Origin of the sequence: Streptomyces sp. NPDC002730, assembly GCF_042888805.1 — a bacterium.
GTDB lineage: Bacteria > Actinomycetota > Actinomycetes > Streptomycetales > Streptomycetaceae > Streptomyces.
Genome location: NZ_JBIAQG010000021.1, coordinates 1 through 25,895 on the forward strand (window position 1 = coordinate 1; position 25,895 = coordinate 25,895).

The 25,895-nt window shown below is 71.3% G+C and carries 21 protein-coding genes and 1 rRNA gene; 16 read left to right on the forward strand and 6 right to left on the reverse strand.

All coding sequences use genetic code 11. From position 1 onward, the window contains the following. The 3 genes from rrf to ACFYXH_RS38235 form a co-directional block, all read left to right on the forward strand. Positions 1-91, forward strand: a 5S ribosomal RNA gene (gene rrf / locus ACFYXH_RS38225); the annotation flags it as partial. A gap of 219 nt (positions 92-310) precedes the next feature. Then, a complete protein-coding gene (locus ACFYXH_RS38230) occupies positions 311-1,675 on the forward strand; it encodes a hypothetical protein (RefSeq protein ID WP_389573309.1) in 1,365 nt (454 codons plus the stop codon). Next, entirely contained in the window at positions 1,642-2,352 is a 711-nt protein-coding gene (locus tag ACFYXH_RS38235) for a hypothetical protein (protein ID WP_389573311.1), read from the forward strand. The genes ACFYXH_RS38230 and ACFYXH_RS38235 overlap by 34 nt, the downstream gene beginning before the upstream one ends. A gap of 91 nt (positions 2,353-2,443) precedes the next feature. Here ACFYXH_RS38235 and ACFYXH_RS38240 read toward each other — a convergent pair whose 3' ends face one another. Next, entirely contained in the window at positions 2,444-3,724 is a 1,281-nt protein-coding gene (locus ACFYXH_RS38240) for a DUF1015 domain-containing protein (RefSeq protein WP_389573313.1), read from the reverse strand. 72 nt (positions 3,725-3,796) lie between these two features. On the opposite strand from ACFYXH_RS38240, the gene ACFYXH_RS38245 reads away from it, so the two are divergent. The 4 genes from ACFYXH_RS38245 (at position 3,797) to ACFYXH_RS38260 (ending at position 8,050) form a co-directional block, all read left to right on the forward strand. Further along, positions 3,797-4,825: an HAD-IIA family hydrolase gene (locus ACFYXH_RS38245; protein ID WP_389573315.1), complete on the forward strand. Its 1,029-nt coding sequence runs from the start codon at positions 3,797-3,799 to the stop codon at positions 4,823-4,825. Positions 4,826-5,017: 192 nt separating this feature from the next. Beyond that, complete coding sequence (locus ACFYXH_RS38250) at positions 5,018-6,067, forward strand: FecCD family ABC transporter permease (protein ID WP_389573485.1); 1,050 nt, start codon at positions 5,018-5,020, stop codon at positions 6,065-6,067. A gap of 91 nt (positions 6,068-6,158) precedes the next feature. Beyond that, complete coding sequence (locus tag ACFYXH_RS38255) at positions 6,159-7,193, forward strand: FecCD family ABC transporter permease (protein ID WP_389573486.1); 1,035 nt, start codon at positions 6,159-6,161, stop codon at positions 7,191-7,193. 53 nt (positions 7,194-7,246) lie between these two features. After that, complete coding sequence (locus ACFYXH_RS38260; RefSeq protein ID WP_389573317.1) at positions 7,247-8,050, forward strand: ABC transporter ATP-binding protein; 804 nt, start codon at positions 7,247-7,249, stop codon at positions 8,048-8,050. Between the two features lie 83 nt (positions 8,051-8,133). On the opposite strand, the gene ACFYXH_RS38265 is transcribed toward ACFYXH_RS38260, so the two are convergent. Together ACFYXH_RS38265 and ACFYXH_RS38270 are read right to left on the reverse strand one after the other, a co-directional pair. Next, complete coding sequence (locus ACFYXH_RS38265; RefSeq protein WP_389573319.1) at positions 8,134-8,481, reverse strand: SCP2 sterol-binding domain-containing protein; 348 nt, start codon at positions 8,479-8,481, stop codon at positions 8,134-8,136. An 86-nt stretch (positions 8,482-8,567) separates the two neighbouring features. Continuing rightward, positions 8,568-8,678, reverse strand: coding sequence for a pentapeptide repeat-containing protein (locus tag ACFYXH_RS38270; RefSeq protein ID WP_389573321.1), 111 nt, complete (start codon positions 8,676-8,678; stop codon positions 8,568-8,570). A gap of 91 nt (positions 8,679-8,769) precedes the next feature. On the opposite strand from ACFYXH_RS38270, the gene ACFYXH_RS38275 reads away from it, so the two are divergent. From ACFYXH_RS38275 to ACFYXH_RS38295, 5 genes are all read left to right on the forward strand, one after another. Further along, entirely contained in the window at positions 8,770-8,967 is a 198-nt protein-coding gene (locus ACFYXH_RS38275; protein ID WP_389573323.1) for a hypothetical protein, read from the forward strand. Positions 8,968-8,974: 7 nt separating this feature from the next. Next, positions 8,975-9,790, forward strand: a complete 816-nt coding sequence (locus tag ACFYXH_RS38280) for a TlyA family RNA methyltransferase (protein WP_389573326.1) — start codon at positions 8,975-8,977, stop codon at positions 9,788-9,790. Then, a complete protein-coding gene (locus ACFYXH_RS38285) occupies positions 9,787-10,704 on the forward strand; it encodes an NAD kinase (RefSeq protein ID WP_389573329.1) in 918 nt (305 codons plus the stop codon). Before ACFYXH_RS38280 ends, ACFYXH_RS38285 begins: the two co-directional genes overlap by 4 nt. 375 nt (positions 10,705-11,079) lie before the next feature. Further along, positions 11,080-12,816: a DNA repair protein RecN gene (recN, locus tag ACFYXH_RS38290; RefSeq protein ID WP_389573488.1), complete on the forward strand. Its 1,737-nt coding sequence runs from the start codon at positions 11,080-11,082 to the stop codon at positions 12,814-12,816. Between the two features lie 221 nt (positions 12,817-13,037). Continuing rightward, complete coding sequence (locus ACFYXH_RS38295) at positions 13,038-14,120, forward strand: glycosyltransferase family 4 protein (protein ID WP_389573332.1); 1,083 nt, start codon at positions 13,038-13,040, stop codon at positions 14,118-14,120. Positions 14,121-14,563: 443 nt separating this feature from the next. On the opposite strand, the gene ACFYXH_RS38300 is transcribed toward ACFYXH_RS38295, so the two are convergent. The 3 genes from ACFYXH_RS38300 to ACFYXH_RS38310 all read right to left on the reverse strand — a co-directional run bounded on the left by ACFYXH_RS38300 (position 14,564) and on the right by ACFYXH_RS38310 (position 19,650). After that, positions 14,564-16,192, reverse strand: a complete 1,629-nt coding sequence (locus ACFYXH_RS38300) for a PucR family transcriptional regulator (RefSeq protein WP_385307094.1) — start codon at positions 16,190-16,192, stop codon at positions 14,564-14,566. A gap of 173 nt (positions 16,193-16,365) precedes the next feature. Next, complete coding sequence (locus ACFYXH_RS38305) at positions 16,366-17,751, reverse strand: FAD-binding oxidoreductase (RefSeq protein ID WP_389573335.1); 1,386 nt, start codon at positions 17,749-17,751, stop codon at positions 16,366-16,368. Between the two features lie 96 nt (positions 17,752-17,847). Then, positions 17,848-19,650, reverse strand: a complete 1,803-nt coding sequence (locus ACFYXH_RS38310) for a glycoside hydrolase family 15 protein (RefSeq protein ID WP_389573491.1) — start codon at positions 19,648-19,650, stop codon at positions 17,848-17,850. Between the two features lie 417 nt (positions 19,651-20,067). Here ACFYXH_RS38310 and ACFYXH_RS38315 point away from each other — a divergent pair, with 417 nt between their 5' ends. The 4 genes from ACFYXH_RS38315 to ald all read left to right on the forward strand — a co-directional run bounded on the left by ACFYXH_RS38315 (position 20,068) and on the right by ald (position 25,886). After that, entirely contained in the window at positions 20,068-21,717 is a 1,650-nt protein-coding gene (locus ACFYXH_RS38315) for a CTP synthase (RefSeq protein WP_389573338.1), read from the forward strand. 79 nt (positions 21,718-21,796) lie between these two features. Continuing rightward, positions 21,797-22,423: an NUDIX domain-containing protein gene (locus ACFYXH_RS38320; RefSeq protein WP_389573342.1), complete on the forward strand. Its 627-nt coding sequence runs from the start codon at positions 21,797-21,799 to the stop codon at positions 22,421-22,423. Positions 22,424-22,596: 173 nt separating this feature from the next. Then, positions 22,597-24,627, forward strand: coding sequence for a tetratricopeptide repeat protein (locus ACFYXH_RS38325; protein WP_389573344.1), 2,031 nt, complete (start codon positions 22,597-22,599; stop codon positions 24,625-24,627). Between the two features lie 143 nt (positions 24,628-24,770). Further along, positions 24,771-25,886 (forward strand): alanine dehydrogenase, encoded by a 1,116-nt coding sequence (gene ald, locus ACFYXH_RS38330; protein ID WP_389573494.1) that lies wholly within the window; start codon positions 24,771-24,773, stop codon positions 25,884-25,886. Positions 25,887-25,895: the final 9 nt, after the last annotated feature.

The window sequence follows — 25,895 nt, forward strand, 5'->3', positions numbered from 1 at the left end:
GCCCGGTTACATTCCGAACCCGGAAGCTAAGCCTTTCAGCGCCGATGGTACTGCAGGGGGGACCCTGTGGGAGAGTAGGACGCCGCCGAACAATCTTTCAAGGACCCGTGGTCCAGCGTTCACGCTGGGCTACGGGTCCTTTTTTGTTTTGCCTATTTTTCGAAGCGCGTCCGATGGCCGGCTGCGCGAGAATGACTGCAGTACCCGAAGACAGGAGTCACGCCGATGTCCACCAACTCTCCCGACGACCGTCCGGAGCGCGAGCCGCGTCGTAGGGACGGTGGCGACCGGGGCGGTTTCCGCGGCGGCCGTGACGACCGGGATCGTGGGCCGCGCCGTGACGATGACCGTGGTGGCTACCGTGGGCCGCGTCGTGATGATGACCGTGGTGGTCGTCCCAGCGGCGGTGGTGTTGGCGGTGGCGGTGGCTACGGCCGTCGTGATGACCGGCCGAGCGGTCCGCGTCGTGATGATGACCGTGGTGGTCGTCCCAGCAGTGGTGGCGGCTACGGGTCGCGTCCCAGTGGCGGTGGCGGTGGTTACGGTCGGCGTGATGACCGTTCCGGTGGTGGCGGCGGTGGCTACGGCCGTCGTGATGACCGGCCGAGCGGTCCGCGTCGTGATGATGACCGTGGTGGTCGTCCCAGCAGTGGTGGCGGGTACGGCGCACGCCGTGATGACGACCGTGGTGGACGCCCCAGCAGTGGTGGCGGATACGGTCCGCGTCGTGATGACGACCGTGGCGGTCGCCCCAGCAGTGGTGGCGGCTACGGGCGTCGCGATGACCGGCCGAGTGGCCCCCGTCGTGACGACGACCGTGGTGGACGTCCCAGCAGTGGTGGCGGGTACGGCGCACGCCGTGATGACGACCGTGGCGGTCGCCCCAGCGGTGGTGGCGGCTACGGGCGTCGCGACGACCGGCCGAGTGGCCCCCGTCGTGACGACGACCGTGGCGGTGGCTTCCGTCGTGATGACCGGCGCGACGAGCGTCGTGATGACCGTCCCGGTGGCTTCCGTCGTGATGACCGGGACCGCGACCGGGATCGTGGGCCGCGTCGTGATGATGACCGTGGTGGTCGTCCCAGCGGTGGTGGCGGCTACGGGCGCCGCGATGACCGGCCGAGTGGCCCCCGTCGTGATGATGACCGTGGTGGACGTCCCAGCAGTGGTGGCGGGTACGGCGCACGCCGTGACGATGACCGTGGTGGTCGTCCCAGCAGTGGTGGCGGCGGTGGCTACGGGCGTCGCGATGACCGGCCGAGCGGTCCGCGTCGTGACGACGACCGTGGTGGACGCCCCAGCAGTGGTGGCGGGTACGGCGCACGCCGTGACGACGACCGTGGCGGTCGCCCCAGCGGTGGTGGCGGCTACGGGCGCCGCGACGACCGGCCGAGTGGCCCCCGTCGTGACGACCGCGACCGCGGAGGGTACCGCGGGCAGCGCGACGACCGGCGTGACGACCGTGGCGGGTACCGCGGGTCTCGTGACGACCGTGGTGGCTACGGGCGGCGCGACGACCGCGACCGCGGTGACCGGGAGCCGATCAAGCGGCTGCCGATTCCCGAGGACGTCACTGGCGACGAGATCGACAAGGATGTACGGCAGGAGCTTCAGAGCCTGCCGAAGGGCCTCGCCGAGGACGTGGCCAAGAACCTCGTCATGGTCGCCAACCTGATCGATGAGGACCCCGAGCAGGCGTACGCCTACTCCAAGGTGGCGCTGCGGCTCGCTTCTCGTGTGGCCGCCGTGCGCGAGGCCGCGGGTTTCGCCGCGTACGCGACGCAGAAGTACTCGGAGGCGCTTGCCGAGTTCCGGGCGGCCAAGCGGATGACCGGGAGCGTCGAGCTGTGGCCCGTCATGGCGGACTGTGAGCGAGGGCTCGGGCGGCCCGAGCGGGCGATGGCGATGGCCGGTGAGCCCGAGGTGCAGAAGCTCGACAAGGCCGGCCAGGTCGAAATGCGGCTGGTCGCGGCCGGAGCGCGCAGGGACATGGGGCAGATCGACGCTGCCATCGTGACCCTGCAGAGCCCCGAGCTGGCGTCCAACTCCGTACAGCCCTGGACCGCGCGGCTGCGTTACGCGTACGCCGACGCGCTGCTGGCCGCCGGGCGCGACGGCGAGGCGCGTGAGTGGTTCGCCAAGGCGCTCGAGGCCGACAAGGACGGGGCGACCGACGCCTCGGACCGGCTCGCCGAGATAGACGGTGTGGAGTTCGTCGACGCCATGGGCGAGGACGAGGCGCCCGACGCGTCCACGGAGCCGGCCGCGGCCACCGACGAGGCCGAAAGTGACGTCGACGGCGAGGCCGACAGCGACGCCGACGGCGATGTCGAGGGTGACAAGGCCGAGTAGGTAAGTACACGCAGACGAAAGGGCGGCACCCGGCATGGGTGTCGCCCTTTCGTATGTCCGTATCTCGTCGTCAGTTCTCGTCGTCAGTTCGTCAGTCCAGTGCGAGGCTTCTGAGGACCAGGCCCGTCGCCGGCTTCGGGCCGAACGACGTGGACTTGCGGGGCATCGTGACCCCCTCGCGAGCGAGATTCCGCACGACCTCTTCCCGCACAGGATGCATCACCACCGCGGTGCCGCCGTTGCGTTCCGCATGCTCGACGGCCGCCTCCGTGTCATGGATGTAGGCGATGTGCTCCGGGGTGTCCGGGATCCGCCAGATGTGGTCCAGGAGCGTGGAGTGGAGGACCGTGGCGTCGAGTGTGCGCCAGGCCTCGGGGCGGTCGCGCCGGACCGTACGGGACAGCAGCTCGGCGTCCGGGCGGTCGACGAGGTGGAATCCGCCGTCGCCCGCGAGGAGGAAGGCGTTGCCCTCGGCGGCCGCGTTCGCGAGAGTCTCGAGCGCCTGCGGAAGCGGGCCGTCGAGTTGCTGGATGCGGAAGGAGCCGGTCAGCGCGGCCAGCGCCTCGGATACAGGGAGGCGGTGCAACAGGCGGTGGATCGCGCGCACCCTGAGGGGATAGCGGGCGGTGTCGATCAGCAGGACCAGGCCGTAGTTCCACGGGCTCGGGGAAGGGTGTTCGGCGCGCAGCCGCAGATAGGTCGCCCAGCGGTGGTGGCCGTCGGCGATCAGCGCCTGGTGGTCGGAGAGATCGGCGCGGACCTCGGACAGGTCGTCGGGGTCAGTCACGGACCACAGTCGGTGCCTGAAGCCGTCCTCCGTGGTGGTGGCCAGCAGCGGGGTACGCAGGATGGTGCGGTCGATGACGGCGGTCGCGCCGGTCGCACCGCCCATGCTGCGGTAGGTGAAGAGCAGCGGTTCCAGATTGGCGGCGGTCGTACGCATCAGAGCCGCGCGGTCCGCGACGACGTCCGGCATCACGTCCTCGTGCGGGAGGACGACGCCCTCGGACGGTTCGGACAGTGCGAGCGCCCCGATGATGCCGCGCTGGAGGATGTCGTCCTTGCGCTGCTCGTACACGTAGAACGCGGGCTCGGGGTCCGGGGCCAGGATGCCCTCGGAGAGCCAGCGGTCGAGGGTGTCGGCGGCCTGCTGGTTGCGGGCGCCGGCGGTGTTCGCCTGCGGGAGGATCAGCCGGACGATGTTGTGCGGATCCGCCGACTCCAGATGGAGCAGGCCGTCGGGCCTGACGACGACGTCGTACGGCGGTGAGGTCACGGCGGCGAGGCTGCCGACCCGCTCAGGGACATAGCGCAGTCCACGGAACGGGATCAGGTGCAGACCGTCATTGGCCGCGGGACCTTCGGTGTTCATTTGTGCATCGTATGTGGGTCGCGCGCATGAGCGATGATCGGGGGAGCGACACCGAGCGAGGAGCGGAAACGAATGAGCCAGCAGAGCAGGAACCGGCCGAGCGGCAGTGCGACGGCGCTGAGCGAGGCGTACGACACGGCGCTGCTCGACCTCGACGGAGTGGTGTACGCGGGCGGTGAGGCGATTGCGCACGCCGTGGATTCGCTGCTGACGGCGCGGGACGGCGGGATGCATCTCGCGTATGTGACCAACAATGCGCTGCGGCCGTCCGAGGCCGTGGCCGCGCACATCACCGAGCTGGGCGTGCCCACCGACGCGGCGGATGTCATCAACTCCGCACAGGCCGTGGCCCGGTTGATCTCCGAGCAGGTGCCGGCCGGTTCCCGGGTGCTGGTGGTCGGCGGGGAGGGGCTGCGGGTCGCGCTGCGCGAGCGCGGGCTCGAGCCGGTGGAGTCCGCCGACGACGATCCGGCGGCGGTGGTGCAGGGGTACGGCGGTCCGGACCTGGCCTGGGGGCGGTTCGCCGAGGCCTGTTACGCGATCGCGCGGGGCGTGCCGTGGTTCGCTTCCAACACGGATCTGACAATTCCGAGTGCGCGCGGGATCGCGCCGGGCAATGGTGCGGCCGTGGAGGTCGTACGGATCGCGACGGGTGCGGAGCCGCAGGTGGCGGGCAAGCCGCTGCCGCCGATGCACAAGGAGACGATCCTGCGGACGGGTGCGCGTAAGCCGCTGGTGGTCGGGGACCGGCTGGACACGGACATCGAGGGTGCGTTCAACGGCGGCGTGGACTCGCTGCTCGTACTGACCGGGGTGACGGACGGTGCGCAGCTGCTGGCCGCGCGGCCCGAGCACCGGCCGACCTATGTGGACGCCGATCTGCGCGGGATGCTGACCGGGCAGCCCGAAGTCGGTGAGGCGGAGGGCGGGTTCACATGCGGCGGGTGGACCGCGTCCGTACGGGAGGACGAGCTGGCGCTCGACGGGGACGGCGAGCCGCTGGACGGGCTGCGGGCGCTGTGTGCTGCGGCCTGGACCGACGCCGGGGACGGCATGTGCGAGCTGGACGCGGGCAAGGTGCTGTCCCGGCTGGGCCTGTAGGGCCGTGTCCCGTGGGCGGGGCGGAGGGACTTGGGTCCATACGATGGGTCTCTTCCTTCCGCGGTCGTCCTTGAAGCGCCGACTCTCTTTCTTCGCGCCGGAGTCGGCGGCCGGGGAGGCTGGTCCGGCCGACACCATTCACGGAAGGGGAGTCCCCTCACTGTGGCGAGGGTAGGCTAACCTCACCTCGTGTTGGTCGACAGTCCCCCCAAACAGAGCGCGGAGCCGCAATCCGCACCCGCATCCCGGAGGCGCCACGCGCTGCGCGCCACCGGGTTGCTTGTGTCTGTCGGCATCCTGCTGCTGGTCTGCCTCGCGAGCATCGCGACAGGTGCCAAGTCGATGCCGCTGTCCGACGTGTGGCACGGCCTGTTCCACAACTCGGGTGCCGGCAACGACGTGATCGTCCACGATGTTCGTGTACCGCGGACCCTGCTCGGCCTGATCGTCGGCGCGGCTCTCGGACTCGCCGGCGCGGTGATGCAGGCGCTGACCCGCAACCCGCTCGCGGAACCGGGTCTGTTGGGCGTGAACGCCGGCGCCTCGGCCGCCGTCGTCTCCGCCATCAGCTTCCTCGGCGTCACCTCGCTCACCGGCTATGTGTGGTTCGCGTTCCTGGGCGCGGGCGTCGTCTCCGCGCTCGTGTACATCCTCGGTGGCAGCCGGGGCGCGACACCGGTACGCCTCGCGCTCGCCGGAACCGCCGTCAGCGCCGTGCTCGTCGGCTATATCCACGCCGTACAGCTGCTGGACGCGGCCGCGCTCGACCGGCTCCGGTTCTGGACGGTCGGCTCGCTGGCCTCGGCCGATATGGAGACCATCGGCAAGGTGGCGCCTTTCATCGGCATCGGCGTGGTGCTCGCGCTGCTGCTCGCACGGCCGCTGAACGCGATGGAGATGGGTGACGACACCGCCCGCGCGCTGGGCGCGCATCTGAACCGCACCCGCATCCTCTCGATGCTCGCCGTCACTCTGCTGTGCGGGTCGGCGACCGCCGCCTGCGGGCCGATCGTCTTCATCGGGCTGATGATCCCGCATCTCGTCCGCGCCATCACAGGTCCGGACATGCGGTGGATCCTGCCGTACGCGACGGTCCTCTCGCCCGTCCTGCTGCTGGGCGCCGATGTCGTCGGCCGGGTCATCACCCGCCCCGCCGAGCTGCAGGTCGGCATCGTCACCGCGCTGATAGGCGGGCCCGTCTTCATCCATCTCGTACGCCGCAAGAGGATGGCCCAGCTGTGAAGGCCGTGCTGTGTCCTCCCGGGGGACAACCCCCGGACCCCCGGCAGGACAGACAGCTCCGACGACCTGCCCGGAACGTCATGCGAGGGAAATCCCAGTGAAGGCCATACGCACCCCCGGCGGGCTCTCCGTCCGGGTCGATCCCCGCGCGGCCGTCGTCGTACTGCTGCTCGCCGCGGCCACCGCGGCCACCGGAGTCGTACTCATCGGCAGCGGCGACTTCCCGATCTCACCCGGCGAGGTGATCGCCACGCTGCTCGGGAACGGCACGCCGGCGCAGGAGTTCATCGTTCAGGATCTGCGGCTGCCGCGAGTGCTGGTCGGAGTGCTCGTCGGCGCCTCGCTCGCCCTCAGCGGCGCGATCTTCCAGTCCATCACCCGTAATCCGCTGGGCAGTCCGGACGTCATCGGCTTCGGGCAGGGCGCGACCGTCGGCGCGCTCAGCGTCATCGTGCTCTTCCACGGCGGGGCCGTCGCGGTGGCGGGCGGCGCGCTCGTCGGCGGAGTGGCGACCGGCGTCGGCGTCTATGTGCTGGCCTGGAAGCGCGGGGTGCACGGCTACCGGCTGGTCCTCGTCGGTATCGGCATCGCCGCCATGCTCACCGCCGCCAACCAGTATCTGCTCACCAAGGCCAGCCTGGTCGACGCCATCCAGGCCACGCTGTGGATGACCGGCTCGCTCGACGGCCGCGACTGGGCGCAGGTCTGGCCACTGCTGGGCGTGTGTGCCGTTCTCGTGCCGCTGGTGTCCGGGTACGGGCGGCCGCTGCGGATGCTGGAGATGGGCGACGACGCGGCGTACGCGCTGGGCGCGCCGGTCGAACGCACCCGTGTGGTGCTGATGAGCGCCGGCGTCCTGCTGGTCTCGGTCGCGACCGCGGCGGCGGGGCCGATCACCTTCGTCGCGCTGAGCGCACCGCAGCTCGCCCGTCGGCTGACCCGCTCGCCCGGCCCGAACCTGGCCGCCGCCGCGGTGATGGGCGCCGCGCTGCTGCTGGTCGCCGACTGGATCGCCACCAACGCCTTCGGCGAGCGGCAGTTGCCGGTCGGTGTGGTGACCGGAGTGCTCGGCGGCTGCTATCTGCTCTGGCTGCTGGTCACCGAACGCAAGGCAGGACGCATATGAGCACGGTGAAGCCCGTGACAGACGAACCATCGGAATCCAGGAGTACGACGACAATGCAGCGCCTCACCGCGGAATCGGTCACCCTCGGCTACGACCAGCGGGTCATCGCCGAGAACCTCTCGGTGGAGATCCCCGACAACTCCTTCACGGTGATCGTCGGCCCCAATGCCTGCGGAAAGTCGACACTGCTGCGTGCCCTGTCCCGGATGCTGAAGCCGTCCGAGGGACGGGTCCTGCTGGACGGACAGACCATCCACTCGCTGCCGGCCAAGAAGGTCGCCAGGACGCTGGGCCTGCTGCCGCAGTCGTCGATTGCACCGGACGGGATCACGGTCGCCGACCTCGTCGCACGCGGCCGCTATCCGCACCAGGGGCTGCTGCGTCAGTGGTCGCCGGAGGACGAGCGGATTGTCGAGGAATCGATGGCCGCGACCGGAGTCGGCGAACTGGCGGAGCGCTATGTCGATGAATTGTCCGGTGGGCAGCGGCAGCGCGTATGGATCGCGATGGCACTGGCCCAGCAGACCCCACTGCTGCTGCTCGACGAGCCCACGACATTCCTCGACATCCAGCACCAGCTCGAGGTGCTCGACCTGTGCGCGGAGCTGCACGAGACGCAGGGGCGGACGCTCGTCGCCGTACTGCACGACCTCAATCAGGCGGCCCGTTACGCCACACACCTCATCGCGCTGCGCGAGGGGAAGATCGTCGCCGAGGGCGCGCCCGCGGACGTGGTCACCGCCGAGCTGGTGGAGCAGGTCTTCGGGGTGAAGAGCCAGGTCATCGACGACCCGGAGTCCGGGACGCCGCTGGTGGTGCCGACGTCCCGGAGGCGTAGTGCCACGGTGGTGTCCTGACCGCTGAAGCAGCTGTCCGGCCGCCACGGCAGTGCCCCGGCCGCGACGGCAGCGTCCTGGCCATCACGGCGGTGTACTGACCGCTACAGCAGCGTCCTCAGGCGCAGCAGATCGCGGAAGCCGGCCTCGAGCCTGACCCGGCCGGAGGCCCAGGCCTTCGCGAAGTTCAGCTCACCGTTCACCATGGCCACCAGATCGTCGCCGCTCATCGCGAGACGGATCTGAGCCCTGTCGGGCGGCGGTCCCTGGAGCGTGTCGACCACATCGATCCGGCCGTCCACGAGGCGGCCGGTGAAGGTGATGTCCAGGTCCTTGATGTGGCAGCTGAGGGAACGGTTGAGCGCGGCAGCGCTGCGTACATCACCGTCCGCCCGTGCCAGGTTGTCCGAGAGTTTGTCGAGTGCGCTGCGGCACTCTTCCGTCGTCGCCATCGTGATCGACGGTACCTCAGCGCTTCGCGGTAGCGTCTGGGCATGAGCGACTCGATGCCGGGCCCCGAGATCCAGGAGCAGGGGTTTCAGGAGGGACCAGTGAGCCCGGAGCCGGAGAACCCAGCGTCCGAGAACACGGCGCCCGAGAACACGGCGCCCGAGAACACGGCGCCCGAGAACACGGCGCCCGAGAACACGGACCGGGAGAGCCGGGAGCCGGCGGGGCCCGGGGCGGCTGCCCGTCAGGCGTACGACCCTGCCGCGCCCGCGCCCGTCGGCGTGCAGCGCGTGCCGACCGGCAACGCCGACGTCGACGACCGGCTGGAGCGGCTGGCCGACGCCGACCACCTCCCGGCGGACGGACACCTCGAGGTGTACGAGGATGTACACCGGGGGCTGCGCGATGCGCTGACCGCGCTCGACGCACGCCCGGCACCTGCGCCTCAGGGGCCCTCGCCATCACCGTCGTACGACAACAGGAGCTGAACCGAACGTGGCAGGAGTGGCCCGCCGCCGTCTCGACGCCGAGCTGGTACGCCGCAACCTCGCACGCTCGCGCGAGCACGCGAGCCAGCTGATCGCCGCGGGACGGGTGACGGTCGGCGGCAACACCGCGACCAAACCCGCGACCCAGGTCGAGACCAGCGCCGCCGTCGTCGTCACCGCAGACGACAGCGACCCCGACTACGTCTCGCGCGGCGGACACAAGCTCGCCGGCGCGCTGGCGGCCTTCGTGCCGCTCGGGCTGAAGATCGAGGGCAGGCGGGCACTGGACGCGGGCGCGTCCACCGGCGGCTTCACGGATGTACTGCTGCGGGCGGGCGCCGCCCATGTCGTCGCCGTCGACGTCGGATACGGACAACTCGCCTGGTCTCTTCAGAGTGATGAACGCGTGACGGTCAAGGACCGTACGAATGTGCGCGAGCTGACGCTGGAGACGATCGACGGTGAGGCGGTGGACCTGGTGGTGGGGGACCTTTCCTTCATCCCGCTCGGCCTCGTCCTGCCCGCGCTCGTCCGGTGTACGGCGTCCGGCGCGGATCTGGTGCTGATGGTCAAGCCGCAGTTCGAGGTGGGCAAGGAACGCCTCGGCAGCGGCGGGGTCGTCCGTAACCCGGAGCTGCGCGCGGACGCGGTACGGAATGTGGCGCGCAAGGCGGGGGAACTCGGTCTCGGCGTGCTGGGCATCACGGCCAGCCCGCTGCCGGGCCCCTCCGGAAACGTCGAGTATTTTCTGTGGCTCCGGGCCGGAGCGCCCGAGCTCGACCCGGCGGACGTCGACCGTGCAGTGGCGGAGGGACCTCGTTGACAACGACACCGGCAGCGACACCAGCACGTACCGTTTTCCTGCTCGCACACACCGGCAGACCTGCGGCGATTCGCAGTGCCGAACTCGTCGTACAGGGGCTGCTGCGCAGCGGTCTCGGGGTACGCGTACTGGAGGCGGAAGCGGCCGACCTGCCGCTGCCGCCGTCCGTCGAAACGGTCCGCGAGGCGACTCCCGACGTACTCGACGGCTGCGAACTGCTGATCGTGCTCGGCGGGGACGGGACCCTGCTGCGCGGCGCCGAATTCGCCCGCGCCTCCGGGGTGCCGATGCTCGGCGTCAACCTGGGGCGGGTGGGCTTCCTGGCGGAGGCCGAGCGCGACGACCTCGACAAGGTCGTCGACCGCGTCGTCACCCGCGAGTACGAGGTCGAGGAGCGCATGACCATCGATGTCGTCGTGCACAGCAACGGCGATGTCGTGCACCGGGACTGGGCGCTGAACGAGGCGGCGGTGCAGAAGGTCTCGCCCGAGCGGATGCTCGAGGTCATCCTCGAGATCGACGGGCGGCCGGTGACCGGCTTCGGCTGCGACGGCATCGTCTGCGCGACGCCGACCGGCTCGACCGCGTACGCGTTCTCCGCCGGCGGCCCGGTGGTCTGGCCCGAGGTGGAGGCGCTGCTGATGGTGCCGATCGGCGCGCACGCCCTGTTCGCCAAGCCGCTGGTGACCTCGCCGACGTCGGTCCTCGCGGTGGAGGTGCAGCCGCACACACCGCAGGGGGTGCTGTGGTGCGACGGGCGAAGGACGATCGAACTGCCGCCGGGCGCACGGGTGGAGGTACGGCGCGGGGCCGTTCCCGTACGGCTGGCGCGGCTGCACCACGCGTCCTTCACGGACCGACTGGTGGCCAAGTTCGCGCTGCCGGTGTCCGGTTGGCGCGGCGCGCCGCACTAGCGCCGCCGGGCTGTCCTGGCCCATCCGCCGGAGAGGCAGGCGCGCTGCTGGACTCGCTCTCCGCGCCGGACGACGGGCTCCGGCCGTACGAGCCGTGGCTGCGGATGAGGCTCGACCGGCCGCTCGGGGGGCGTACGCGGCCCCGCCCGGCTGACGAGGCCGCTCTTCTGGCGTTGGCTGCACGACGCCGTGATCGAGAACAGCCTGGACCGGGCGGAGGGCGTACGCAGGTCGCGGTGGGGTCCTTATGTCCGACTGCTGCGGCGGACAAAGGGGCTGCGGTGACTCTCCGCTGCCCGGGAGAGTGAATCGGAGGCCGGGGTCCGTCGCACAGCGGGCCCCGGACCTCGTAAGGTCGTGTCCGTGTTGGAGGAGATGCGGATACGGTCGCTCGGTGTCATCGACGACGCGGTCGTCGAGCTGTCACCCGGTTTCACTGCGGTGACCGGTGAGACGGGCGCGGGCAAGACCATGGTCGTTACCAGCCTGGGGCTGCTGCTCGGCGGGCGCGCCGACCCTGCCCTGGTGCGGATCGGCGCCAAGGCGGCGGTGGTGGAGGGGCGGATCAGTGTGTCCGCCGACGGCCCCGCCGCGGTACGGGCCGAGGAGGCCGGGGCCGAGCTCGAGGACGGCATGCTGCTGATCAGCCGGACCGTTTCCGCGGAGGGGCGCTCGCGCGCCCACGTCGGTGGGCGGTCCGTGCCGGTGGGCGTGCTGGGCGAGCTGGCCGACGAACTCGTCGCCGTGCACGGCCAGACCGACCAGCAGGGACTGCTGCGGCCCGCGCGGCAGCGGGAGGCGCTCGACCGGTACGCGGGCGGTGCGGTCACCGGGCCGCACGCCAAGTACGCGGCCGCCTACCGGCGCCTGCGGGCCGTCTCCGTCGAACTGGACGAGCTGACCACGCGTGCCCGTGAGCGCGCGCAGGAAGCCGATCTGCTGCGCTTCGGGCTGAACGAGATCGCGGGCGCCGAACCGCGGGCCGGCGAGGACGTCGAACTCGCCGCGGAGGCGGAGCGGCTGGGCCACGCCGAGGCACTGGCGTCCGCCGCGTCGCTCGCGCACGGCGCGCTGGCGGGCAATCCCGAGGACCCGGAGGGCGTCGACGCGACGACGTTGGTCGCGGGCGCGGGACGGGCCCTGGACGCCGTACGCTCGCACGACCCCGCGCTGGCCGGGCTCGCCGACCGGATGGGCGAGATCTCCATCCTGCTCGGTGACGTGGCGGGAGAGCTGGCGGGGTACGCGGACAATCTGGACGCCGATCCGCTGCGGCTGGCCGCGGTGGAGGAACGGCGGGCGGCGCTGACCGGGCTGACGCGCAAGTACGACGGGACCGGTGAAGGCATTGCCGCCGTGCTGGCGTGGGCGGAGGAGAGCGCGGGTCGGCTCACCGAGCTGGAGGGCGACGACGACCGGATCGGCGAGCTGGCGGCGGAGCGGGACGCGCTGCGGAGCGAACTGTCCGGTCTGGCACAGGCGTTGACCGACGCGCGCACTGAGGCGGCGGCGCGGTTCGCCGAGGCGGTCACCGCGGAGCTGGCCTCACTCGCGATGCCGCACGCGCGGGTGTCCTTCGACATCAGACAGACCGAGTCCGTCGACGAGGCCTCCGGCGTCGAGGTCGGCGGCCGCGCGGTGGTGTACGGGCCGTCCGGCGTTGACGAGGTCGAACTGCTGCTGGCCCCGCACCCGGGCGCGCCGCCGCGGCCGATCGCCAAGGGGGCGTCGGGCGGTGAGCTGTCGCGGGTGATGCTGGCGGTCGAGGTCGTCTTCGCGGGGACCGATCCGGTGCCGACGTATCTCTTCGACGAGGTCGACGCGGGCGTGGGCGGCAAGGCGGCGGTCGAGATCGGCCGGCGGCTGGCGAAGCTCGCCAAGTCGGCGCAGGTGGTGGTCGTGACGCATCTGCCGCAGGTGGCGGCGTTCGCCGACCGGCAGCTGCTCGTCGAGAAGACGAACGACGGCACGGTGACGCGAAGCGGTGTGACGGTCCTGGAGGGCGAGGACAGGGTGCGCGAGCTGTCGCGGATGCTGGCGGGCCAGGAGGACTCGGAGACGGCCCGTGCGCACGCGGAGGAGCTCCTGGCGACGGCCCGGGCGGACGGGTAGCCCGCGGGGCGGGCAGAACCCCATGCCCCGCGGCCGTGTCGCCGCGCCGGGCTTGCCGTTCAGCCCGTCGGCCTCGTCGTCGCGGCCGCGCACGGAGACACCGTCAGCCGGCCCGCCGGATCACCCGTGTGGGTGATCCGGCGTACGGAGTCCGGTTCCGGACACGGGCACGACGCCTCGACGGTGCCGGAACGTGCGTACGGGCTGGCATCCTTGGCCGAGTGACACAGCTGCGTACGGTCCAAGTGCTGGGCGGCGGCAGCGCGGGCAGCAGCGCGCACGTCAGGTCGCTGGCCGCGGGGCTGGTGGCGCGGGGCGTGCGGGTGACGGTGTGCGCTCCCGCTGAACTGGAGCACGTCTACGACTTCCCCGGCGCCGGGGCCCACTTCGCGCCCGTACCGCGGCGCGGTGACCCGGCGGCGGTCGGCGCGCTGCGCGCGGCGTGCGCGGGAGCGGACGTCGTGCACGCGCACGGGCTGCACGCCGCCGTACGCGCCACGCTGGCGCTGAGCGGGCAGCGCGTGCCTCTGGTCGTCACCTGGCACACGCGGGCGCACGACGACGGCGCGCGTGGCCAGGTGCTGCGCCTGCTGGAGCGAAGGGCCGCGCGGGCGGCGGCGGTTGTGCTCGGTACGTGTTCCGAGTTGGTCGACCGGGCCCGCAAGCGGGGCGCACGTGACGCCCGTCTCGCACCGGTCGCCGTGCCCGCGCCGCACGGTCGGCCGGGCGACGCGGAGAGCAAGGCACGCGCCGAACTGGGCGCTGTCGAACGCCCCTTGGTGATGGCCGTCGGGAGCCTGGTGCCACACCGGGGGTACGGAACGCTGCTGGACGCGGCCCGGCTGTGGCGCGGCCTGGACCCAGTGCCGCTGGTCGTGATCGCGGGGGAGGGACGGCAGCGGGGTGCGCTCCAGCGCCGTATCGAGGCGGAAGGGCTGCCGGTGAGGCTGATGGGGCGCCGGGACGACATCGGTGAGCTGCTCGCGGCGGCGGATGTGGCGGTGCTGCCGAGCCGCTGGGAGGCCCGCTCGCTGCTCGCGCAGGAGGCGCTGCGGCTGGGCGTCCCGCTGGTCGCGACGGCGGTGGGCGGCATCCCGGAACTGGTGGGCGAGGCGGCGGAACTCGTTCCGTACGGCGACGCGGCGGCGCTGGGCGGGGCGGTGGCGCGGCTGCTGGGTGACCCGGGGCTTCGGGAGGAGCTGGCGGCGGCGGGGCGGGCGCAGGCGGCGACGTGGCCGACGGAGGACGAGACGATTGCGCTGGTGTTGAGCGTGTACGACGAGGTCGTGGCGGGGTGGAGCTGAGGCTCGGGCTGGGGTTTCCTGCTGCCCGCCGCTGCCTGCTGCATCCGATGTGCGCCTCCGCCGGGTGAGGGGGAGCCCCCGGGCCGCGGGGGATGGGGGTACGCGGGACTGACGCCCCGTACCTCGAGACGCCGGCTTCGCGGCGCAGGCTGCGGGCTCTGTGGAGTGCCGGGTACATGGCGGGTGGCCCCGTACTTTCCGAGCGCGCCTCCGCCGGGTGAGGGGGCAGCCCCGGGCCGCGGGGATGGGGGTACGCGGGACTGACGCCCGTACCCCGAGACGCCGGCTTCGCGCGCAGCCCGCGGGCCCTGTGGGCGTGCCGCGTTACACGGCGCGCGGTCCCGTTCCTCCCGGGCGCGTCGGCTTCGCGGCGCAGCAGCCCGAGTCCTCAGGAGTGCCGGGTACGCGCCGCACGGCCCCCCAAACCCTCCGCGGCGCCCACCTCACCCCGCGTGCCGTCGTGCCCTCAGTGCCAGGCTCAATGCCAGCACCGTTTGGGGATCGTCCAAGTCCGTGCCCAGGAGTTCCGAGATACGGGCCAGGCGGTTGTACAGCGTCTGGCGGTTCAGGTGGAGTTCGCGGGCCGTCTCCGCCTTGCGGCCCGCGTGGGCCAGGTATGTCTCCAACGTCGGGAGCAGCGGCGGGCGGGACGCCCGGTCGTGGGCGCGCAGGGGGCCGATCGCACGGTCCACGAACGCCGCCAGGTCGGGATGGTCCCGGAGGCGCCACAGCAGCAGGTCGATGTCCAGGCGGCGAGCGTCGTACCACGGGCGGTCCGAGAGGCCTTGCGCCGCCGTCGCCGTCTCCGCCGCGTGGCGCAGGCCCGCCGACACCGCCGCCCAGCCGCCCGCCATGCCCACCACCACGACCGGTGGATGCGCGCCCGCCCGCTCCAGGCCCGCCCGTTCCACACCCGCCCGCAGCGCCGCGGCGACCCGGTCCGCGACCGCCGTGCGTTCCGACTCGGAGCGCAGGCCGAGCAGCAGCGGTACGCGGCCCTCCACCGGGCGTACGCCCAGCAGCACCGGCACCCCTACCGACGCCAGCTCCTCCAGCACCGCGCGTGCCAGCAGCGCCCAGTTCCCCGAGGGGAAGAGCTCCGCGGCGAGGCGCATCACGACCGGCAGCAGCGGGCCCTCGCCCGGTCTGAAGCCCAGCACCTTCGCCTGCGCCGGCGCGTCCTCCGCCGTGATGCGGCCCTCCGCCAGGTCCGTCAGGAAGTCGCCGCGACCGCGCGCCGCCAGCTCCTCCTCCTGACGTGCCTGCATGAGTACGACCGCCAGCAGACCGGCCGCCCGCTCCGCCGCCATCCGGTGCACCGGAAGCATCGGGGAGCCGACGGCCAGCAGCACCAGCCGGGCCCGTACCGAAGCCGCCCCGTGCCCACCGCCCGGTACGTCCACGAGAACCGCGCCGGCAGGAGGGGACTCCCGCGCCGCCCGCTGGCCGCGCAGCCCGTCCCACACCTGCAGCGGATCGGCTCCGGCCTGCCCCGACTCGGACTCGGCCGCGTACAGCAGCTGCCCGTCCGCCGTCTCCAGGAAGACCGGGTTCGCGGTGAAGTCCGCGAGGATACGCAGCACTTGGGGCACTCCGCCGCCGTCGAGGAGCACCTCCGTACACCGCCGGTGCACTTCCTCGGCCTGCCGCAGCAGGGCGTAGTGCCCGTTCACGATCTCGGTGTGGATCTCCTCCGTCACCGAGACGAAGGGGACTTCGCGGTGCAGCTGCACCAGCGGCAGACCGGCCGCCCGGGCCGTCTCCACGATCGTCGCCGGCAGCCTGCTGAAACGCGGCCCCAGCTCCACGACCAGCGCGGCGATCCCTCGGTCCGCCAGCTGCCGTACGAAGGCGCGCTGCTCGGCCGGCCGGGTGCCGAGGCCCAGGCCCGTGGTGAGCAGCAGTTCACCACCCTTGAGGAGCGAGGCGATGTTGGGCACCTCACCCGCGTGCACCCAGCGCACCGTGCGGTTCAGCCGCTCCGCGCCTGCGACGACCTCCGGAAGCCCGGCGCGCAGCCCGGGCAGTTCGAGCGCCCGCTGCACCGTGATTCCACCTTGGGTCGTCTCCACTGACTCTCGCCTCGCGATTCCGATCCGGTCCGAACGGGCGCCGGCCGCCCTGGCTCCGGACGCTACCGGGCCCGTACATGCGTGCGCATCACCCGGTGCGTCCCGACCGGCATCGCCCGCGCGGCAACCCGACAACATGTCGGCCCGCGCGGGCGTTTGCCGGGCGCCTCGTCTCAGAACGCCGGTTTGATGTTGTGGTTCAGCCGGAACACGTTGTTGGGGTCGTACTTCGCCTTGACCGCGGCGAGGCGAAGGTAGTTCTCCTCGCCGAAGCCCTCGAGGACCCGCCCCCGCCCCTCGTTCCCGATGAAGTTCAAATAGACCGAGCCCTGGGACCAGGGCCGTACGGCGGCGCGTACGTCGCGGACCCAGTGAATGCCGCGCTCGTCGTCGGCCGGGTCTTCCCAGATCCCGAAGGGATGGACGGTCCACGGCGCGGTGCGCCAGGGCAGCGGATAGTCGTCCGGGCTCCTCGCCACCGCGCCGCCCACCGGGAACAGGACGTGCTGTGTGGCCGTGGGCACGGGCATGGTGGCGGCACGCGAGCAGTAGGCGTCCACGGCCTCGTCAGGGAAGCCGCTGAGGTACTCGGCCGACCAGTAGTTACGCATCCCGGGCGGGTCGTCGAGCATGCACTGCAGCTCCGCGTACGGCAGCTCCGTGATCACTTCCGCCTCGTGTCCGAGCCCCATCAGCGGCGCGGTCACCTGACGGGCCTCCGCTTCCGTGCCCGTGTAGGTGACCAGGACCGTGCACACGAGCTTGCCGACCAGTTGCTCGGGGACGAATGGCTCGGGCGGCGCGGTGAGGTAGATGCAGCCACCGCCGACCTCGTCCGGCGCGGACTCCATGAAGTCACGGTAGGCACGCACGACTTCGGGTCCCGCCTCCGGCCGGAACAGCAGCATGACCATCGACATCGCGGGAAGCGCATGCAGTTGCAGGGTGATCGCGGTCGCCACCCCGAAGTTGCCGCCGCCGCCGTGCAGCGCCCAGAACAGCTCCGGGTTCTCGTCTTCACTGGCGTGGACGGTCTCGCCGTCGGCAGTCACCAGCTCGACGGCGATCAGATTGTCGCAGGCCAAGCCGTGCTTGCGCTCAAGCCAGCCGGATCCGCCGCCGAGCGTGAAGCCACCCACGCCGGTGGTGGACGCACGGCCGCCGGTGGTCGCCAGAGCGTACGGCTGCGTGGCCCGGTCGAGATGGCTCATGGTGGCGCCGCCGCCGACGCGTGCCGCCCGGGACACGGGGTCGACGATCACGATGTGCATACGGCGCAGGTCGACCACGATTCCGCCGTCGGTCAGCGACGTGCCCGCGACGCTGTGGCCGCCGCCGCGGACGGCGATCTCCAGCTCGTTGTCCCGGCCGAAGCGGATCGCCCTGGCCACATCCGCTTCCGTCTCGCACTGCGCGACGACGGCCGGTCGCCGGTCGATCATGCTGTTGAAGATGGCGCGAGCCTCGTCGTACCCCGGATCGCCGGGGGCGACTGCTGTGCCGGTGAGTTCTTGACGGAGACCGGCCAGCGCCGCCTCCGCAATGCCTTGGGGCGCCATAGTGGCCCCCTTCCGAGGGCGCGACAGGACCTTCTCATCGTAGTCCCGATGAGGGAGAGATGATCAGTCGAGCGGTCCTGCCGCGCAGCCCCGCCGCTACCCTCCGTAGGCGCCGGAAGCTGTCAGCCGCAGCGCCGTGTCGATCAGCGGCACATGGCTGAACGCCTGCGGGAAGTTACCCACCTGGCGTTGCAGCGTCGCATCCCATTCCTCGGCCAGCAGCCCAAGATCGTTGCGCAGGGAGAGCAGCTTCTCGAACAGCCGCCGTGCCTCGTCCACCCGACCGATCATCGCCAGATCGTCCGCGAGCCAGAACGAGCACGCCAGGAACGCTCCCTCGTCGCCCTTGAGGCCGTCGACGCCGGCCTTCTCGCCCGCGGTCGGATAGCGCAGTACGAAACCGTCCTCCGTGGCCAGCTCCCGCTGGATCGCCTCGATCGTGCCGATGACGCGCTTGTCGTCCGGCGGCAGAAAGCCCATCTGCGGAATCAGCAGCAGCGAGGCATCCAGTTCCTTCGAGCCGTACGACTGCGTGAAGGTGTTGCGCTCCTTGTCGTAACCCTTCTCGCAGACATCGCGGTGGATGTCGTCGCGCAGCTCGCGCCACCGCTCGATCGGGCCGTCCGCGTCGCCGGACTCGATCAGCTTGATGGTGCGGTCGACCGCGACCCAGGCCATCACCTTCGAGTGCACGAAGTGCCGGCGCGGCCCGCGCACCTCCCAGATGCCCTCGTCCGGCTGGTCCCAGTGCTTCTCCAGGTAGCGGATCAGCTTGAGCTGCAGCAGCGAGGCGTAGTCGTTGCGCGCGAGACCCGTCATATGGGCCAGATGCAGCGCCTCGGTGACCTCGCCGTACACATCCAGCTGCAGCTGGTGCGCGGCGCCGTTCCCGACCCGTACCGGAGTCGAGTTCTCGTAGCCCGGCAGCCAGTCCAACTCGGCCTCGCCCAGCTCCCGTTCGCCCGCGATCCCGTACATGATCTGCAGGTTCTCCGGGTCACCGGCGACCGCGCGCAGCAGCCACTCGCGCCAGGCGCGGGCCTCCTCGCGGTAGCCGGTGCGCAGCAGCGACGACAGGGTGATCGCGGCGTCGCGCAGCCAGGTGTAGCGGTAGTCCCAGTTCCGTTCGCCGCCGATCTCCTCCGGCAGCGAGGTCGTCGGCGCCGCGACGATCCCGCCCGTCGGCGCGTACGTCAGCGCCTTCAGCGTGATCAGCGAGCGGACCACGGCCTCGCGGTAGGGCCCGTTGTACGTGCAGTGCTCGACCCACTCCCGCCAGAAGTCCGAGGTCGCCTCCAGCGAGCCCTCAGGGTCGGGCAGCGAGGGTGGATGGTGGTGCGAGGGCTGCCAGCTGATGGTGAAGGCGATCCGCTCACCGGGACCGACGGTGAAATCGGAGTACGTGGTCAGGTCCTTGCCGTACGTCTCCGCGGAGGTGTCCAGCCAGACCGAGTCGGGTCCGGCGACGGCGACCGTGCGCCCGTCGACCTTGTGGACCCACGGCACCACACGCCCGTAACTGAAACGCATACGCAGCGCCGAGCGCATCCGCACCCGCCCGGTCACGCCCTCCACGATCCGGATCAGCTGGGGCGCGCCGTCACGAGGCGGCATGAAGTCCGTCACACGGACCGTGCCGCGTGGCGTGTCCCACTCCGATTCGAGGATCAGCGAGTCCCCGCGGTAGCGACGCCGGGCGGCCGACGGAGGCTGGGCATCCGCGGCATGCGCCGGGCCGAGCCGCCAGAAACCGTGGTCCTCGGTGCCGAGCAGCCCGGCGAAGATGGCATGCGAGTCGAAGCGGGGTAGGCACAGCCAGTCCACTGTGCCGTCCCGGCAGACCAACGCAGCGGTCTGCATGTCTCCGATGAGTGCGTAATCCTCGATGCGCCCGGCCACGTGCATCTCCAGTCGAACGGCCACGTCCGCCCCTCGGGGCGCTTACTGCGGTCAAGGGTCGTTGACGAGCGCGATGTTCCGGGTGACGGACGGGGATGGTGCCGTTTGCCGGCCTGGCTCGGCAGCGAGTGTCCGAGCAGGATACGTCGCACCTTAAGGATCTGCGTACCGCTCCCGGCAACCCGAGTGCGCCGAACGGGTGAGCCAAGGGTGATCCCCGGATGAACGGGGTGCGCATGGGGGAGGGCGCGGCCGGGAGCGGTCACCCGCTGTCGCTGATACCCTGGTACCCCGTGGACCGGTGGCCACCCTGTGCAAAACAGGGGCCCCGAAACCGCAGCGACGGCACCCCCCGAACCCCTCGAAGGGTCGCCGGTACGCACCTCACCTCGCGACCACGGGAGCCCCCTCTTGGCGATGCCGCCCAAATCCATGACGACCAAGCACATCTTCGTCACCGGGGGTGTCGCCTCCTCCCTCGGCAAGGGCCTCACGGCCTCCAGCCTGGGCGCGCTGCTCAAGGCACGGGGCCTGCGGGTCACCATGCAGAAGCTCGACCCGTACCTGAACGTCGACCCCGGCACGATGAACCCGTTCCAGCACGGTGAGGTGTTCGTCACCAACGACGGCGCCGAGACCGACCTGGACATCGGCCACTACGAGCGCTTCCTCGACGTGGACCTCGACGGCTCGGCCAACGTCACCACCGGCCAGGTCTACTCCACGGTCATCGCCAAGGAGCGCCGCGGCGAGTACCTGGGCGACACCGTGCAGGTCATCCCGCACATCACCAACGAGATCAAGCACCGCATCCGCCGCATGGCCACCGACGACGTCGATGTCGTCATCACCGAGGTCGGCGGCACGGTCGGTGACATCGAGTCGCTGCCGTTCCTGGAGACCGTCCGCCAGGTCCGCCACGAGGTCGGCCGCGACAACGTCTTCGTCGTGCACATCTCCCTGCTGCCGTACATCGGCCCGTCCGGCGAGCTGAAGACCAAGCCGACCCAGCACTCGGTCGCAGCCCTGCGCAACATCGGTATCCAGCCGGACGCGATCGTGCTCCGCGCGGACCGTGACGTACCGACCGCGATCAAGCGCAAGATCTCGCTGATGTGCGACGTCGACGAGGCCGCCGTCGTGGCCGCGATCGATGCCAAGTCGATCTACGACATCCCGAAGGTGCTGCACACCGAGGGTCTGGACGCGTATGTCGTGCGCAAGCTGGACCTGCCGTTCCGCGATGTCGACTGGACCACGTGGGACGACCTGCTGGACCGGGTCCACAACCCCGACCACGAGGTCACCGTCGCGCTCGTCGGCAAGTACATCGACCTGCCGGACGCGTACCTCTCGGTGACCGAGGCGCTACGCGCCGGCGGCTTCGCCAACAAGGCCCGCGTCAAGGTCAAGTGGGTCGCCTCCGACAACTGCAAGACCCAGGCCGGCGCCAAGAAGGAGCTCGGCGACGTCGACGGGATCCTCATCCCCGGCGGCTTCGGCGACCGAGGCGTCAGCGGCAAGGTCGGCGCGATCCAGTTCGCCCGTGAGAACAAGATCCCGCTGCTCGGTCTCTGCCTCGGCCTGCAGTGCATCGTGATCGAGGCCGCGCGGAACCTCGCCGAGATCCCCGACGCCAACTCCACCGAGTTCGACGCCGCCACCGCCCATCCCGTCATCTCGACGATGGAGGAGCAGCTGGCGTACGTCGAGGGCGCGGGCGACCTCGGCGGCACCATGCGGCTCGGCCTCTACCCGGCGAAGCTCGCCGAGGGCTCGATCGTGCGCGAGGTCTATGACAACCAGCAGTACATCGAGGAGCGCCACCGCCACCGCTACGAGGTGAACAACGCCTACCGCGCGGAGCTGGAGAAGAAGGCGGGCATCCTCTTCTCGGGCACGTCTCCCGACAACAAGCTGGTCGAGTACGTCGAGTACCCGCGCGAGACGCACCCCTACCTGGTCGCCACCCAGGCGCACCCGGAGCTGCGTTCCCGCCCGACCCGTCCGCACCCGCTCTTCGCCGGTCTGGTGAAGGCCGCGGTGGAGCGCAAGACGGGCAAGTAGTTCCAAGCGATACGGTTGCCGGGGTACGTGTCCTTTGGGACTCGTACCCCGGTTTCTGCTTGTGGTGTGGAGGACGTACATGGAGTTCAGGGACACCCCCGAGGAATGGCCGGTCACCGCGACCACGACGCCGTTCAGGGGCAACAAGACCAGTGTCCGTACCGACGACGTGGTCATGCCGGACGGCACCGTCGCGCGCCGCGACTACCAGGTGCACCCCGGTTCCGTTGCGGTCCTCGCGCTCGACGGCTCCGGCCGCGTCCTCGTACTGCGCCAGTACCGGCACCCCGTGCACCACAAGCTCTGGGAGATCCCGGCCGGTCTGCTCGATGTGCCGGGCGAGAACCCGCTGCACGCCGCACAGCGCGAGCTGTACGAGGAGGCGCATGTCAAGGCCGAGGACTGGCGGGTGCTGGCCGACGTCTACACCACGCCGGGCGGCTGCGACGAGGCCGTACGGATTTTCCTCGCCCGCGATCTGTCGGAGGCCGAGGGCGAGCGCTTCGAGGTCTCCGAGGAGGAGGCCGACATGGAGCTGGCCCGGGTTCCGCTCGAGGATCTCGTACGCGGTGTGCTCGCCGGAGACCTGCACAACAACTGCCTGGTGGTGGGCGTGCTGTCGCTGAGCGTCGTGCTGAACGGCGACGGCGTCGACACGCTGCGGCCGGCCGAGGCGCCGTGGCCGGCGCGCCCGTTCGAGGCCTGAGTGACGCCTGGGGCGCGCGGGAGAAGTCCCGGTCGGACAATCCGCTGATCCGATCGGGCGATGCCCCCGCCGCGCTCTGCCGCGCTCGTTGCAGAGCGTGAACTACGCTCGGATCGCCCGTGCGGAGTCCCTTGCGGGCTCGGCTCGTGCGCGGACTGACGGGAGCGTGGCCCGTGACGGATCAGGCGGTGGACGTGGGCGGCCCGGCCGAGGCGTACCGAAGCCAATTCTTCGGGCGCCAGCGGGAGCTGAAGTCCCTTCGGGCCGATATCGAGCGAGCCGGTCTGGACACCATCTCCGGACGCAAGGCCCCGCGTGCCCGGGTGCTGCTGATCGCCGGGCGGCCCGGCTCCGGGCGCACCGCGCTCGCCGAGGAACTCGCCCGCAGGGTCGCCGCCGACTACCCCGACGGGGTACTGCGGGCCCGGCTGACCGAGCCCGACGGGCGGCGGGTCCCGATGGAGCGGGCGGCCCGCGGACTGCTCGACTCCCTCGGTATCGCGTCGCCGCCCGGCGCCGGCGAGGACGAGCTGACCGGGATGGTGCGCGAGGCGCTCACCGTACGCCGGATGCTGCTGCTCCTCGACGACGCGGGGGACGCCGAGCAGGTCGACCCGCTGCTGCCCGACAACCCCGACTGCCTGGCCGTGGCCGTGGCAGAGGGCCCGCTCACCGGTATTCCGGATGTACGGCCGTGCACGCTCGGCGGCATGGACGCCAAGTCCGCGATCGAGCTGCTCGGCACCTTCACCGGATCGGTGCGGATCACCGTGGATCCGCAGGCCGCCGAGTCCATCGCGGAGGAGTGCGGCGGGCTGCCCACCGCGCTGGTCCTGGTCGGCGGCTGGCTCGCTGCCCGGCCGAGGGCGTCGGTCGCCGATGTGGCCAAGCGGCTGCGCGCTCTGCCGGACGACAGCGAGCAGCCCAAGGTCGGCCGGCCGCTGGCCCGTGCCTTCCGGCTGGTGTACGAGTCCCTGCCGTCGTCGGCCGCCGGGATGCTGCGACTGCTGTCCCTCGCGCCCGGCGGGATCGCCGACGCGCACACCGCCTCCGCGCTGGCCGGCTGTTCGTTGCAGACCGCCGAAGCGACCCTCTGCGACCTCGCCGACCTGGGATTTGTGCGCTCGGCCGGCGACCACCACGAGGTGCCGGGCGCTCTCCTGCCGCTGCTGCGCACCCTGCTGCAGGCGCACGACCGGCCGGCCGAGGTACAGCTGGCCCGGGCGCGGATGCTGGAGCGGACCGTACGGCAGCTGCACTCCTGCCGGGCGATCACCGAGCCCGACGGCTCCCCGGCCCGCGTGAAGCTGGCCGGTCTGCCGCGCGCGCTGCGGTTCTCCACCGCGCCGGCCGCCGCCGAGTGGCTGCGGATCAGGCTGCCCGCGCTGCTGGCCTCGGCGCGGCTCGCGGTCGAGGACGGCGAGCTGGACACCCTGGCGCGGCGGCTGGTCGCGGCCCTGGTCCGGGCGCTGGCCGCGCACCGCGGCACCGAGGACGCGGCTGCCGAGCTCTACGGACTGCACCAGCTGGTGCTCGGCGTGGCCGAGCGTCGCGGGCTGCACCGTGAAAGGGCCGCCGCCCTGCTGAATCTTGCCGATCTGGATGCTCAGACCGGTCGTACCGAGGAGGCGCTGGCCCGCTACCGGGCGGCTCTGGACGCCGGACGGGCCGCGAACGATCCGTACGCGACGGGCCGCGCGATGGAATCCGTAGGTGGTGCCTACCAGGAGCTGGGGGACTGGCAGCGGGGCGCGGACTGGTACGGGCGGGCGCTCGCCCAGCGGCAGGCGCGCGGCGAGCGGGCCGACGAGGCCCGGCTGTACGGCCGGCTGGGTGCCGTGCACACCTATGCGGGGCGGTACGGCGAGGCGCTGCGCAACTGGCGGGCGGCGGTGGCCGGCTACCGCAGGCTCGGCGATCTCCCGTCCCGGGCGCGAGCGTTGAGCGAGGTGGCGCGCGTACAGGAGTACGCGGGCCGGCCGGGGGAGTGCTTGCGCACCTGCCAGGAGGCGGTGGAGTGGGCGCGGCAGACCGGGGACGCACGGCTGCAGGCAGCTCTGCAGCTCAGGCTGGCCGACACCCTGGACCGGCTCGGCGACCCGACAGCCGCGAGGCTGCACCGCGCCATGGCGGAGAAGCTGCTAGGAACAGAGGGTACCGAGGGTTGTGCCTACGAAATCCGTAGCACTTCGGCCAAAGATTAATGCTTTGTAAGGCTAGACAGCGCGAAGTCCTTCATTAGACTGGCTCTGCCACATGCTCTCGTGGTGTCTTCCGGTGCGCCACGCGTATCCGGGTATGTATGGCATTGCACCCTTATACCCCTGAGTCAAGGACCGTGATCGACGTGAAGGTCGGCATCCCCCGCGAGGTCAAGAACAACGAGTTCCGGGTGGCGATCACCCCTGCCGGTGTGCACGAGCTCGTGCGCAACGGCCACCAGGTCTTCATCGAGCAGAACGCCGGTCTCGGCTCCTCGATCACGGATGACGAGTTCGTCGCCGCCGGCGGGCAGATCCTGCCCACCGCCGACGAGGTCTGGGCCACCGCCGACCTGCTGCTGAAGGTCAAGGAGCCCATCGCCGAGGAGTACCACCGCCTCCGCAAGGACCAGACCCTCTTCACCTACCTGCACCTCGCCGCATCCCGCGAGTGCACGGACGCGCTGCTCGAGTCCGGCACCACCGCCATCGCGTACGAGACCGTGGAGACCGCCACCCGCGCGCTGCCGCTGCTCGCCCCGATGTCCGAGGTCGCGGGCCGGCTGGCCCCGCAGGTCGGCGCGTACCACCTGATGCGCTCGGTCGGCGGCCGCGGTGTGCTGCCGGGCGGCGTCCCGGGCACGGCGGCCGGCGAGGCCGTCGTCATCGGCGGCGGCGTCTCCGGCTGGAACGCCACGCAGATCGCCGTCGGCATGGGCTTCCACGTCACCCTGCTCGACCGTGACATCAACAAGCTGCGCGAGGCCGACAAGGTCTTCGGCACCAAGGTGAAGACGATCGTCTCCAACGCCTTCGAGCTGGAGAAGGCCGTCGTCGAGGCGGACCTCGTCATCGGCGCCGTTCTCATCCCGGGCGCCAAGGCCCCGAAGCTGGTCACCAACGAGCTCGTCGCCAAGATGAAGCCCGGAAGTGTACTTGTCGACATTGCAATCGACCAGGGCGGCTGCTTCGAGGACTCGCGTCCGACCACTCACGCCGAGCCGACCTTCATGGTCCACAACTCGGTCTTCTACTGCGTCGCCAACATGCCCGGCGCGGTGCCCAACACCTCCACCTATGCGCTCACCAATGCGACGCTGCCGTACATCGTGGAGCTCGCGAACCGCGGCTGGGCCGAGGCGCTGCGCCGCGACCCGGCGCTCGCCAAGGGTCTCAACACCCATGACGGCCAGGTCGTTTACGGCCCCGTCGCCGAGGCCCACGGCCTGGAGAGCACCGAACTGAGCACGTTGCTCGGCTGACGCGTCAAC

Excerpts from the sequence above, each read along its gene's own strand:
- ACFYXH_RS38240 (WP_389573313.1), bottom strand. The coding sequence starts at position 3,724 with ATGAACACCGAAGGTCCCGCGGCCAATGACGGTCTGCACCTGATCCCG.
- ACFYXH_RS38245 (WP_389573315.1), top strand. The coding sequence starts at position 3,797 with ATGAGCCAGCAGAGCAGGAACCGGCCGAGCGGCAGTGCGACGGCGCTG.
- ACFYXH_RS38260 (WP_389573317.1), top strand. The coding sequence starts at position 7,247 with ATGCAGCGCCTCACCGCGGAATCGGTCACCCTCGGCTACGACCAGCGG.
- ACFYXH_RS38265 (WP_389573319.1), bottom strand. The coding sequence starts at position 8,481 with ATGGCGACGACGGAAGAGTGCCGCAGCGCACTCGACAAACTCTCGGAC.
- recN (WP_389573488.1), top strand. The coding sequence starts at position 11,080 with ATGCGGATACGGTCGCTCGGTGTCATCGACGACGCGGTCGTCGAGCTG.
- ACFYXH_RS38305 (WP_389573335.1), bottom strand. The coding sequence starts at position 17,751 with ATGGCGCCCCAAGGCATTGCGGAGGCGGCGCTGGCCGGTCTCCGTCAA.
- ACFYXH_RS38315 (WP_389573338.1), top strand. The coding sequence starts at position 20,068 with ATGCCGCCCAAATCCATGACGACCAAGCACATCTTCGTCACCGGGGGT.
- ACFYXH_RS38320 (WP_389573342.1), top strand. The coding sequence starts at position 21,797 with ATGGAGTTCAGGGACACCCCCGAGGAATGGCCGGTCACCGCGACCACG.